At 41.5% G+C, this 12355-nt stretch carries 11 protein-coding genes; 3 read left to right on the forward strand and 8 right to left on the reverse strand.

All coding sequences use genetic code 11. The features are described 5' to 3' along the window. The 3 genes from yidD to ychF all read left to right on the forward strand — a co-directional run. Window positions 1–227: membrane protein insertion efficiency factor YidD (gene yidD / locus ACYTXL_RS05945; protein WP_461923900.1), on the forward strand; the 227-nt coding region annotated here is incomplete at its 5' end. Between the two features lie 262 nt (window positions 228–489). Then, the gene (locus ACYTXL_RS05950; RefSeq protein ID WP_461923901.1) at window positions 490–660 is read left to right on the forward strand and encodes a hypothetical protein; all 171 of its coding nucleotides are present in this window, start codon (window positions 490–492) and stop codon (window positions 658–660) included. A 45-nt stretch (window positions 661–705) separates the two neighbouring features. Then, window positions 706–1797, forward strand: coding sequence for a redox-regulated ATPase YchF (ychF, locus tag ACYTXL_RS05955; RefSeq protein ID WP_461923902.1), 1092 nt, complete (start codon window positions 706–708; stop codon window positions 1795–1797). A gap of 127 nt (window positions 1798–1924) precedes the next feature. On the opposite strand, the gene ACYTXL_RS05960 is transcribed toward ychF, so the two are convergent. From ACYTXL_RS05960 to ACYTXL_RS05995, 8 genes are all read right to left on the reverse strand, one after another. Then, window positions 1925–2914 (reverse strand): alpha/beta hydrolase family protein, encoded by a 990-nt coding sequence (locus tag ACYTXL_RS05960; RefSeq protein WP_461923903.1) that lies wholly within the window; start codon window positions 2912–2914, stop codon window positions 1925–1927. A 270-nt stretch (window positions 2915–3184) separates the two neighbouring features. Further along, window positions 3185–3358 (reverse strand): hypothetical protein, encoded by a 174-nt coding sequence (locus ACYTXL_RS05965; RefSeq protein WP_461923904.1) that lies wholly within the window; start codon window positions 3356–3358, stop codon window positions 3185–3187. A 12-nt stretch (window positions 3359–3370) separates the two neighbouring features. Next, window positions 3371–4282, reverse strand: coding sequence for a hypothetical protein (locus ACYTXL_RS05970; protein WP_461923905.1), 912 nt, complete (start codon window positions 4280–4282; stop codon window positions 3371–3373). A 384-nt stretch (window positions 4283–4666) separates the two neighbouring features. After that, window positions 4667–5155, reverse strand: coding sequence for a hypothetical protein (locus tag ACYTXL_RS05975; protein WP_461923906.1), 489 nt, complete (start codon window positions 5153–5155; stop codon window positions 4667–4669). A 655-nt stretch (window positions 5156–5810) separates the two neighbouring features. Further along, window positions 5811–6434, reverse strand: a complete 624-nt coding sequence (gene ytaF, locus ACYTXL_RS05980) for a sporulation membrane protein YtaF (RefSeq protein ID WP_461923907.1) — start codon at window positions 6432–6434, stop codon at window positions 5811–5813. Window positions 6435–6532: 98 nt separating this feature from the next. Beyond that, entirely contained in the window at window positions 6533–8812 is a 2280-nt protein-coding gene (locus tag ACYTXL_RS05985; RefSeq protein ID WP_461923908.1) for a PAS domain-containing hybrid sensor histidine kinase/response regulator, read from the reverse strand. Window positions 8813–8817: 5 nt separating this feature from the next. Next, complete coding sequence (locus tag ACYTXL_RS05990; protein WP_292803009.1) at window positions 8818–9267, reverse strand: response regulator; 450 nt, start codon at window positions 9265–9267, stop codon at window positions 8818–8820. Window positions 9268–9574: 307 nt separating this feature from the next. Beyond that, entirely contained in the window at window positions 9575–12136 is a 2562-nt protein-coding gene (locus ACYTXL_RS05995) for a GAF domain-containing protein (RefSeq protein ID WP_461923909.1), read from the reverse strand. Between the last annotated feature and the right edge of the window lie 219 nt (window positions 12137–12355).

Here is a 12355-nt window from a genome sequence, read left to right on the forward strand (position 1 = left end):
TATTTATTTGGCTGATTCGGGGCTACCGAATGTTTATCTCGCCGTTGTTTCTCCCGACTTGTCGCTTTCAACCAACTTGTTCGATGTATGCTATTCAAGCCATTGAACGATTTGGAGTGTTGCGTGGTGGCTGGATGGCAACTCGGCGGATTTTGCGCTGTCATCCATTTCATCCTGGTGGTTACGATCCAGTGCCAGAGGTGGTAGAAAAGGTAAAGGAGGAATAGTTTAGTAAAGTTTTGCGTCAAATTGTGGGGAATTGAGGGTGGAATTTAAACGCAGAGGGGAGGCAGCGCGTTGCGGGGGTTCCCCCCGTTGTAGCGACTGCCGTCGCGCGGAGGGAACCGCAGAGGAACGCAGAAGAATTTTAATGGCAAGAGGGGTAAATTATTAAAGGATGTGTTTGTGGGTATAGCTATTTGGGGAGATGCCAACAGATCAGGTTGTCATCTACCGTGGGAAGGTTGAATAATTTAATTTAGACTTACGATGATTAATCCTACTGCGATTTCTATACCCGAACCACAAATTCCAAATCCTGGGCCGAATCCGTTACCGAGTCCTGAACCTGTACCGGGGCCTGTACCAGAACCAGTACCTGCTCCCATTCCTCAGACAGTTCCAGGGCCAATTCCCCAAACCATACCGGAACCTGTTTAGATTACCTTGGTAATATAATCCAAAATCTAAAATCTAAAATCCAAAATGCTAAGAGCCGGAATTGTCGGACTTCCCAACGTCGGAAAATCTACTTTATTTAATGCTGTAGTTGCTAATGCCAAGGCAGAAGCAGCTAACTTCCCTTTTTGCACGATTGAACCGAATGTCGGCGTTGTCGCAGTACCGGATGAACGGTTAAATGTTCTTGCTAATATTGCCAGTTCGGTACAAACTATCCCGGCGCGGGTTGAATTTGTCGATATTGCGGGTTTAGTTAAAGGCGCAAGTCAGGGTGAGGGACTAGGAAATCAATTCCTGTCCCACATCCGGGAAGTTGATGCGATCGTCCATGTGGTACGTTGTTTTGAGAATGATGATATTATCCACGTTGCTGGTTCTGTTGACCCAGCGCGAGATATTGAAATCATTAATATAGAACTGGGTTTATCAGATTTATCACAAATTGAGCGGCGAATTGACCGCACTCGCAAACAAGCTCGTACCAGCAAAGATGCACAGTTTGAAGTCTCAGTCTTAGAAAAATTGGCTGCGGCTTTAAATGAAGGTAAATCGGTGCGTCAGGTGAGCTTGAATGAAGAAGAAACAGAAATTATTAAAGGATTAGAACTGCTCACTTATAAACCGATTATTTACGCCGCGAATGTATCTGAGGATGAGTTGGCAACTGGTAATCATTTTGTAGAAAAAGTACGGCAAATTGCAGCTACAGAAAATGCCGAAGTTGTGATAGTTTCTGCCCAAGTTGAAGCGGAATTAGTGGAATTACCAGAAGAAGATAAAGCTGATTTTCTTGCATCTTTAGGTGTGGAAGAAGGCGGTTTGAAATCGTTGATTCGTACAACTTATATGCTTCTAGGCTTGCGGACATATTTCACCTGCGGACCCAAAGAAACCCGCGCTTGGACAATTAATGCCGGAATGTCTGCACCTCAAGCTGCTGGTGTAATCCACAGTGATTTTGAGCGGGGATTTATTCGCGCCGAAACTGTCGCTTATAAAGATTTGGTAACAACTGGTTCGATGAATGCTGCGAAGGAGAAAGGGTTGGTTCGCAGTGAAGGTAAAGAGTATGTTGTGCAGGAAGGGGATGTAATGTTGTTCCGATTTAATGTGTAGGGGTAATTAATGGGTTGCCGTTATCAATCAGATAATGGTCAACCTACACCAAGTTGCGTAGGCTTTGCCCGCCATAGGCATCGCACCAGCAATTCTAAATTCAAAATTTGACAGGGTGCAGAAATAACTATTTGCAATTAACGAAGGTCAATTTAGGAAAAAACTCCAAAGCGGCACATGACACTAACATCGGATCTTCAATCGGAGGATTCGTATTTGCAACAATGTGAGTAGCAGTAACTTCTTTGAGAGTCCAATTAAAATCTTCTTTTCTATTATGAGCAATACTTTTAAGCTGAGTGTAGAAATATTCGCCACGAGCTAAACGATTAGAACCTTGCTGTGTATCACAAGCATAAGAATCATGTTCAGGAGGTAGAATTTTATTATCTTTTGTACCTAAAATTATTGTCATGGGTATGGTAAATGTTTTTTTCAAATCTACAGATGATAGTGGCTCTCCAGTTAGTTTCTTCAGTCCGCAGGGATATTCCCTATTTTCATCAGGTATTGTGTAGGAACCTGCCTCAGCAGCCACAGCCTTTTGGATATGTGCGAATGGCATAAAGATGACCATTCGATGTACGAACTGTGCGCCCGCAGAGTGACCATAGAGATAGTAATTATTAGCCTTTACTTTCGTGGTTCTTTTGACAAAAGTAAAGATATTTTCAATTTCAGTAAATGCCCATTGGTTTCGAGGATTTAAAATCTTTAAATCTTCTGTAAACATATTGCCAAGATTATAACCCACAGCTTTTGGAAACCACTTTTGTTCAAACTTGGGAGCAAGTAAAATAAAATTCTTATGCTCATCACTGTTGTATTTATAAATCTTTCTCCAATCATTTCTATAATCTTCAGCATTACGTTTTTCACCATGCATAGCAAATAAAATTTTAGTATTTTCCTGCAATGTATCAGGTAAATAGTAGTAAATAGGAATCGAAAAATTACCAGATTTCACTTTGTAAAGAAAACACCCTTCTCCTTTTTTGATCAATCGTAAATTACAACTATTATCTGAATTTATTAAGGGGTAATTAGACGCATTAACAACATAAGTCAAACAGAAACATAAAAATGCAATTGTAATAAAAATGAGCCACTTTTTCATAAGATAAAAAATATTAAACAGCAGATATTTTTTTACTAGTTTAGTATAGAAGCTTCAGTGTTACACTAACGGAATTGAGACAAAAATTAAACTGGGTTAAACAGCTCGCGATATATCCACGCGAACCCCAAGTGTTTAAGCCACTCCGCTATCACGCTGATTATTCCTCTTTTATGACTCTGGAGAGAGAATAATCCAGGCGATTAGAAATCGCGGCTACACAAACTCTCGTCCCCCTGCGCGGACTAACTTCAAAATAGGGTTTCAAATTTAATCTGACGAGAGTAATAAAAGAGCGTTATCATCAATCGCCAGAGAACTTATTTCCACGCTGCGTAGGCTTTGCCCGCCGTAGGCATCGCCATAAATAACTTGACAAAATTTTTGATATATGCCTATAGATATGTAAGGCGATCGCAAATAAACCAGCAATTCTGAAAACAAAGGACATACTGTTCAGCTACTTCCACCCACAATGTATACATAGGAACCCAAATTCTCATCATCTGTACCAACTACTACACCGCCTTCTGCACCGGGAACAAGTTCTATACCTTCGATTTTGTGGTAGTTAGAGCGGTAAAAGGGAACAAGTTGAGGATTTTGCTGCCAAGCAATTTTGTTACCACGCAAACCCAAATAACCAGCGACATACACAGCTGACTCAAATGGACCATCATCTCCGGCATCACTTGCTGAGGTGATGTAGACAATTCCTACGGAGTCTACTTTAATATCTGAAATATGACGAACATTGCCAGATGGAAACGGTACTTTCAGCTTGGCAGAACCTGCGAGAGTAATTTGATATTTAGCCAAGTCAAATACTCCCCAAAAAATAGTTGCTGGTTGTTCTCCTTCACCTCGATCTGCCCAAATAGCAACTAACTTGCCGTCTATATTTTGTAATCCAAATGCTTCAAAATTATTTTCGGGAGTAATTCCTGGTAGATTGAATTCCTTAAGAACTGAGATGGTTTTCTTGGCAGACTCTAACCTGATGTAATAAGCTTTTCCCGAACTGCTTAAAGTGATAAATGAGGATTTTGTTTTCTCTGGAACAGATGTTAAAGCTTCTAAGTCGATGGGCAATTCTATGTTACTTGGCCAGTTCAAGGGGAAATATTCAGGTTGGTTTTTACCCTTAATGCTGATGATTGCTAAACGACCTTGGTTTTTTTGTTTGTTGTCATGGACAATCATAAAATTTAGGGTATCGCTTTGCTGCTTTATCAAAGCTATACCACCAATACCGAAAGGGATACCACCGCGAACCGGACGCCAATCTTGCGCCCAAACTTGCACAGATATGAGTAACAATGTACTCAAGATGACTATATTGATGATTAACTTCAGAAACCGAAGCATAATAACTAGATGAATGAGTATCGCTAACACAAGTGTATTACAGTACTTGCGTTTGTTATGAGGTACAATAAATTAAAATATAAATACCTTTAAATGAAGTCATACTCTGTTTATCTTTGAGAAAAAATAGTTGCAGCACATCTTCCGAAAAACATCTCAATTAGGAAAGTAGCTAACATATTTTCCGTGTCAAAGAGTTTAGTCCAAAAGCTTCTAAAACAACAAAAAGGCCCCTTCTATAGAGGCTCAAAAGTTACAGTAATTGGAGCAATTAGTATTAAAAAAGTAGTTGCATTATCGCTAGGAACATCTGCTTCAATGCTCCTAGATTACATCTTTTAACTTAAGTTGACACCAATAGTCCTATGCTCGCCCATTCAGTCTCTATTTATGATGTTGAACATCGTAAAGGGCACGCTTAGTCGCGTTGAGTGCAGCATCGATATGCAGAAGAGAACGATGTTGTAAGCCCCGGGCTGTTGGATCGTCTTCCTCACGCCTGACATCGGAATGCACTTTCTTCAATATTTCTTCTGCCTTGTGTAACCGTCCAGGATGATTATTGGGGACATCGACATTTGGATGCTCGTGGATGTCTTTGCCATCATCAATAGATGCCTTCTTAATGTCGTTAATAGTGTAATCTATCTGCCCAATTGCAACATCTTCTTGTCCACTAACGGCAGCATCGCCTGGGCGATGTTCCAGCAACCACCGTGCAGTGCGTAAATCAGTGAGTGCGTGCAGGTAATAAGGATGCTTCCCTGGCAAGTCGGCATACGCAGATCCCGAAGTCATCAAGAGACTGTTACCTAGAACGACTGCTACTAGTCCTGTGAAGATACTAATCAAAGAAACTTTATGCTTGCTCATATTTGTGAATGATGGATTCAGAAGTTGTCTACATTATTTAGACTTCCTGGTTTTACAAAAGGTTTAATTAGATTTACGTCAATGTGATGTAGTTAATATGTCAATCTTGTGGCTCCTGCCCTCTGCCTGATTTGGAAGCAGTTATGTAATAAATTTGACTAAAATTGTGCTTTGAGCCAGAAAGGCAGATGGCGTGCGACGTGGCTCAATCTCAAATCCGAAATCCTAAATTGAATCACTCACCTTCACTCAAGCGAACGCGAGCCGCGTTTCATATAGAGGAAAGTATCCAAGCGATCACTCATATGTTTGCTCGGTAGCGATCGTTTTAACTCTGTATATCCCCGAATGGCACGCTTGATGGGAGCCAAATCAGTAAGCTATAAGGGTTTTGGGCGTGAGGGTGTAGGGGTGTAAGGCAAAAACTAAGAACTAAAATCGCCAGTTTTGAGCGCAGAGTCAAGTCTTGCTGATTGCTATTCGGGACTACCATGTTGGGCGAAGGTTCGTACTTGCACAACCAATAATCACCTTGAACTCTATGGGCGGGTAGCTGCGATCGCAATACTGCTTGGAACTGGATTCGGGTTTTGGGTAAAATTTTTCCCCTGTCCCCAAAATCCGACAGCTACTGGGGCATATTCTGACTTTCTTTTTAAATAAAGTATTCATATACTGCTAAACAAATTATCAGAGATGCTGAGATAATTCCCGACCATTTAGCAGAAATTCTAGAAGTGAACTTCTTACCCATAAAATATCCAAATTCAATTGCTAACAGACTAAAGAAAAAGGTTAAAAAAGTGGTAACGGGAATATTTAAACCAGAAAGTCCGGCTCCAAAACCACCAGCTACATTGTTGATTGTTAAAGCCAACGCTAAAGTTAAAGATTCTCTAACGTCGATGAAATGAGAGTTATCTAAATCTGCTATTTCGGGTTTTTCTATAAAGATAGTGTAATTCAGTTGATTGACAGAAGAGTTTTTCTGATTTAGTGTTTCTTTTTTGTGTAACCTGAATGTATCCCATAATCCCCAAAATCCTACACTTAATAGAGCAATAAAACCTAGTAAATTAGTTAGTTCAGCAGATAAAAATCTCCCCAACTTTTCTCCTAGTGACATAGATAAAAATGCACCAATAGCCGAAAATATCGCAATAGTTAAGTTGCTAAATATACCGATTTTTATCTTTTTGGCTCCATAGGCAATTCCCACAGCAAAGTTATCAATATTAGATGATAGTGAGAGAAGAAAAGATGATACTAGATATCCCATAGAAACACGTTGTTTTTTATTTTAAGGAGAGGGAAGCTAGAGACAGGATGAAGTTTTCCATTTTATTTAATCTACGTGACTTACGTAATTAGCAGATTTCACGATAGTACTTTTTGTAAAGAAAGCAATAATTCGTTGACAGTATAGGGCTTGGGCAAAAACATATTGACACCCATAGCAGCTACTGCACTGAGCTTATTGTCAGGCATAAGTCCACTGCTAGCAATAATTCTGACTTTGGGGTTGATTTTTCGCAGGGTACGGATAGCAGTTAAACCATCCAGCGAGGGCAGCATAATATCCATTAGTACAACACTAATTTTGCCCATATTTTGAGCGTATTGCGCGATCGCCTCAATGCCATCACTGGCAACTAAGATTTTGTAGTTGTGAGCTTCTAGTGATGTTCTGGTAATCTCTTGAATCGCAATTTCATCGTCCACAACCAAAATCAATTCTCCATGTCCTGTCTGTGGTGGCAACTCTTCTGGGGTGAATATTTCCATTCCCCCCACTGCTGGTAAGTAAACCTTAAAGGTAGTGCCATTTCCGGGTTCGCTATCCACCTTCACAAAACCTCCGTGACTTTTAATGATCCCAAGTACGGTGGAAAGTCCTAAACCTGTCCCTTGTCCGACATCTTTTGTGGTAAAGAATGGCTCGAAAATTCTATCTAAGATTTCTTTAGGAATCCCAACTCCAGTATCATAGACAGTAATCAGTGTGTAAGACCCTTCTTTGGCTTCCAGGTTGATGCGGGCATAATTTTCGTCAATCAACACATTTTCGGCAGAGATATTCAAACTACCGCTATTGGCCATAGCATCGCGGGCGTTAACGCAGAGGTTCATCAGCACCTGATGCAGTTGGGTGCTATCTCCTGAAACCATCCACAAATCCTGCGGTACATCAGTGCTGATTTCTATCGATTTGGGAAATGTCTCTTTAAGAATCTTAGCAAGTTCTAGAATCAAATGCTTGATTTGCAAAGTGATGCGCTTCCCTTCCACACCCCGCGCAAAGGACAGCACTTGTTTGACTAAATCAGCACCGCGTCTAGCGTTAATTTCCAAAATCTCTAATAGATGGCGAGTTCGCTCATCCGCATCAGGAAATTTCAGTGGTAACAGTTGCGCTCCTACCAAAATCGGTGTCAGGATATTGTTAAGATCGTGAGCAATACCACTAGCTAGAGTGCCAATACTTTCCAGGCGTTGAGCGCGAAACAATTGGGCTTCTAAATGTTTTTTCTCGGTAATATCTGTGTCAACCGTGAGAATTGATTTGGGTTTGCCTTGTTCATCGCACACTAGACTCCAACGACTAGCAACGAGGATTTCTTTGTCAGTTTTGGTAAGTTTAGTTAACTCACCCTGCCACTTACCTTTACTAATAACTTGCAACAGAGCCGCTTCAATTTCTGGTGAAGGTTCATCATACAAAAGCTCACTAGCATTTTTACCCCAAGCCTCTGTAGCTTGCCAGCCGTAAAGTGTTTCTGCGCCTTTATTCCAGAAGGTAATTTGATTGTTTAAATCTCGCACGCAAATCGCATCTGTGGTGACATCTAGTAATGCTGCTTGTTCGCGGATTTTTTCTTCTGCCAATTTGCGTTCGCGTAGCGCCGCTTCCCGTTCGCTAATATCGATACTGGCACAAGTCACGCCGACAACTTCTTGCGACTCATTTCGCAATGGCTCGACAGTTAAATCATAATATCTAGTTGTATCTCTGATTGTAATTGATACTTCCTCTCGCGTTCCTCTCCCCGTGTTTAGCACCCCATGTTTAATTGCGATCAGATGTTGAGCATCTTCAACTGGGATGAGATCCAAGTCTTGTTTGCCCAATATTTCCTCAGCTGTCAATCCATCGGGGGGATTGTAAACCCAGGTGTAGCGTAACTCCCGATCTTGGTTGTAAACAAAGATTGGAGAGTTTTTCAGGGCAACCCGAAATCGCTCCTCACTATGGCGCAGTGCGTCGTCTGCCCGTTGACGCTCGATCGCATAACGTATTGAGCGTACCAGCAAGTCGCCAGTTACTTGCCCTTTCACCAAATAATCCTGCGCTCCTTGCTGCATTGCGCTAATTGCCAGGGTTTCATCGTCTATACCTGTCAGCACAATTATCGGAGTAGCTTTTGCCTGATGGTGAGCGATGACAAAGGTTTCTAGTCCTTGGCTATCTGGCAGCAAAAGGTCTAACAAAATCACATCAAAAATTTCGTTTGCTAGGTAGTTGAGTGCTTCATTAAGCCGCTCAACGGGCATCAAATCAATTACAACTGTAGTAACTTGCTTTAACAACTCCTGTAATAAAAAGACATCACCAGGGTTATCTTCTACTAACAAGACTTTAATCTGTTTACCTGCCATTTACACTACTCCGGTGGCAGTTTTACGATCGCAAACCAAAAATTTTCTATTGATTCTACAATTTTAACGAATTGATCGAAATCTACTGGCTTACTTATATAACAGTTGGCAAAAAGGTTATAAGCTTTCAGGATGTCTTCTTCCGCTTGGGAAGTCGTCAAAATCACTACAGGTATTCGTTTAAGGTTTTCATCTGCTTTAATTTCTGCTAATACCTCCCGCCCATCTTTTCTAGGGAGGTTTAAATCGAGCAGTATAATATCTGGATGGGCTGCTTTGACATATTTTTCTTGTTTTCGTAAGAATGCCATTGCCTCTACACCATCTTCGACCACATTCAAGTCAATCGAGATTTTGCTATTTTCTAGGGCAATGCGTGTAAGTTGGGCATCGCCAGGATTATCCTCTACTAATAAAACCTGAATAGGCATAATCGCTGTTATGGTGCTTACCATTACTTACCTGCTGCTATACAGAACTTGACCAAACTTATTTAAAGCCAGCCATTCAACTAAAGTTTCCAATAGATGGGTTTGCTTGTTGTTTCAACCCAGGAAGACGGCTTCAACAGTCTCCAAGCGTAAAGAAAGGGAGTACCCCGCCCTACTAATTTTTAACGTGTCGCGGAAGCGACTCCCTTTGGGAGAAGATGAATAAAACCGTCATTGTTTTTCTGAGATTGGAAGCCCCAACTTCAGCGTTGGCGCAGCCTCTCGTTCGCGTTAGCGTCTCCGAAGGAGAAGAGAAGCAAGTTGGGGTACTTCACGAATTTAGTATTGCTCTATCTGGAATTGTGAAGTAGAAAGTCGAGCCTTGACCGGGTTTCGACTCAACCCAGATCCGGCCACCGTGGCGTTCGATAATTTTCTTACAAATTGCTAGACCAATTCCAGTGCCTGGATACTTGTCTCTACCGTGCAAACGCTGAAAAATTATAAATATCCGTTCAGCATACTGGGGTTCCAAACCAATACCATTATCATGCACCCAGAACAACCATTCATCGGCTGACGGGATAAAACTTAAACTTTCTTCATCTAGATTTACATCTCCCCTCGCTACTCCGATGTGAATTCGTGGCTGCTGATGATGGCAAAATTTGATCGCGTTGGCAATCAAATTTTGAAATACTTGTGTGAGTTGGGTATTATCAGCCATGACTTCCGGTAGAGGATCATGGATGATAACTGCCATACTATCAGCGATCGCAATTTCGAGATTAGCGATCGCCTGTTCTAAAACAACATTACAATCAACTGGTATAAAGGGCTGTCGTCGGCTGCTGAGGCGGGAGTAGTTCAACAAATCGTTGATCAGGGTCTGCATCCGCCGCGCCCCATCTACTGCATAGGTGATAAACTGATCGGCATTGGCATCCAGTTGATTTTTGTATCTTTGGTCTAGTAGTTGTAAATAACTTGTTACCATCCGCAACGGCTCTTGCAAGTCATGGGAAGCGACATAAGCAAACTGTTCCAATTCCGCATTAGAACGAGTAAGTTCTTGACTTTGCTGAGTTTCTTTTTCTAATAGTTGCGCTTGAGATAAAGCAATCCCAATTTGGTTAGCTAATTGCTGTAACAACTCCGTCTCAAAGTTATTCCACTGTCGAGGTGCAGCACACTGATGAGCTAGCAATAAGCCCCAAATGCTGTCTCTGACAAGAATCGGCACTACGAGATTAGCCCTGACAGCAAATTGCTGAAGAAATTTTCGATGGCATGGTTGAATATGAGCAGTTTCAATATCTTCAATGGTACTTACTCTTCCCTGGCGATATCTTTCTATATATTCTTCTTTAAAACAGGGGTCAAAAATATTTTCTCCTAGAATTACCGGCCAACCAGGCAGCACTGCCTCTTGTACCACTGTTCCCGAACCGTCAGTTTCCAGTCGAAAAATCAACACCCGGTCAGCTTGTAGTAGTTTTTGTACCTCTGTGACAGTGGTTTGAAGAATTTCATCTATTTGTAAAGATTCTCGAATTTTCAGGGTGATTTCGGCAAATAATTGCGATCGCAGATTTTGCCGTTTTAATTCTTCTTCTACCAGCTTGCGATCTGTGATATCAGTATAAGAACCCACCATCCGTACTATATCACCCAATGCGTCCCAAAGTGCCTGTCCTCGATCTAGAATCCATTTATAGCTGCCGTCTTGGCATTGGACTCGATATTCACAGACGTAAAACGGTGTTTTCTTGGCAAAGTGGTCTTGGAAAGCTTGAACTACCCAATCTCGCTCATCGGGATGGATTTGTTTTGTCCATTCATCCCAACAGGTGGAAACTTCCTGGTCTTTATAGCCGAGCATCTCCTTCCAGCGAGTTGAGAAGAACACTTCATTAGTCTTGAGGTTCCAATCCCAAATCCCATCCTTATTACCATGTAATGCTAATTGCCAGCGTTCTTCACTTTCCTGTAGTGCTTCTGCTGTTTTGCGTCGTTCAGTAATGTCTTGAAAATAAACAGATAAGCCGTCTTTTGCAGGATAGGCGTGGACTTTCAACCAGCAGTTTAGTGGCGGATAAAATTCCTCAAATTCCACACTCACCTGTTCTAAGATTGCCCTGTGATACTCACGATAGAATGTTGTGCTAATAATTTCTGGAAATACCTCCCAGATGTTTTTACCTAAAAGCTCATACTGGTTTTTTTGCAAGAGCCGTTCGGCTTGACCATTAATGTAGGTGAATCGCCACTTTTTATCCAGGGCAAAAAATCCATCAGTGATGCTTTCGAGAAGATTCGCAATCCGGCTTCTGGCAGCTTCAGACTGAGCGTTGACTGTTTGCTCCTGCGCCAATAGTTTCTCGGTAACTTCAGATACCTCAGCTACATAACGCCTGAGTTCTAGTTGGTCAATTACCAAGCGACTCAGAGCTACAAGCGCCTCCACTTGTTTTTGGCTCAATTGCCGGGGAACTTGGTCAATCACGCACAGAGTTCCCAGCATATCTCCCTTAGGGGTAATTAGGGGTACACCTGCATAAAACCGCATATATGGATAGCTAGTTACTGCCAAATTCTTTGCCAATTTTTCATCAGCTAGGGTATCGGGAACCACTACAACATTACGCTGCTCTTGGCAAAGGTAAGAGAATCCAACACTCCGGGGCATTTCTGATATATCTAAACCGACTTTTGCTTTAAACCATTGACGATTTTCATCAATAAAATTTACCAAGGAGATGGGAGTGCCACAAATAAATGCCGCTAACTGGGCAAGATTGTTGTAGGCTTCTTCCGGTTCAGTGTCAAGAATTTGATACTGGCGAAGAGTTTCTAGCCTCGCCATTTCTGTATCAAGGTGTCCAGCTTTCATTGACTTTTCTTAATAAATTTAAATGTGATATTCAGTCAGCAGGGTGTCTATCTCCAGAATAACTTAAGCTTTTTTAATAATTCTTAGGAATAAGAATTAAATAATAGACAAATAACATACAATTTATGTCCCTGGCTTACTTCACCCTCAATCCCTCTCCGATATATTGGAGAGGGAAGCTAGAGACAGGATGAAGTTTTCCATTTTATTTAATCTACG

It is taken from the genome of Nostoc sp., from assembly GCF_054880495.1.

Coding starts and splice junctions, on each gene's coding strand:
- ACYTXL_RS05990 (WP_292803009.1), bottom strand. CDS start 9,267: ATGGTAAGCACCATAACAGCGATTATGCCTATTCAGGTTTTATTAGTA.
- ACYTXL_RS05985 (WP_461923908.1), bottom strand. CDS start 8,812: ATGGCAGGTAAACAGATTAAAGTCTTGTTAGTAGAAGATAACCCTGGT.
- ACYTXL_RS05960 (WP_461923903.1), bottom strand. CDS start 2,914: ATGAAAAAGTGGCTCATTTTTATTACAATTGCATTTTTATGTTTCTGT.
- ACYTXL_RS05970 (WP_461923905.1), bottom strand. CDS start 4,282: ATGCTTCGGTTTCTGAAGTTAATCATCAATATAGTCATCTTGAGTACA.
- ACYTXL_RS05975 (WP_461923906.1), bottom strand. CDS start 5,155: ATGAGCAAGCATAAAGTTTCTTTGATTAGTATCTTCACAGGACTAGTA.
- ACYTXL_RS05950 (WP_461923901.1), top strand. CDS start 490: ATGATTAATCCTACTGCGATTTCTATACCCGAACCACAAATTCCAAAT.
- ychF (WP_461923902.1), top strand. CDS start 706: ATGCTAAGAGCCGGAATTGTCGGACTTCCCAACGTCGGAAAATCTACT.
- ACYTXL_RS05995 (WP_461923909.1), bottom strand. CDS start 12,136: ATGAAAGCTGGACACCTTGATACAGAAATGGCGAGGCTAGAAACTCTT.
- ytaF (WP_461923907.1), bottom strand. CDS start 6,434: ATGGGATATCTAGTATCATCTTTTCTTCTCTCACTATCATCTAATATT.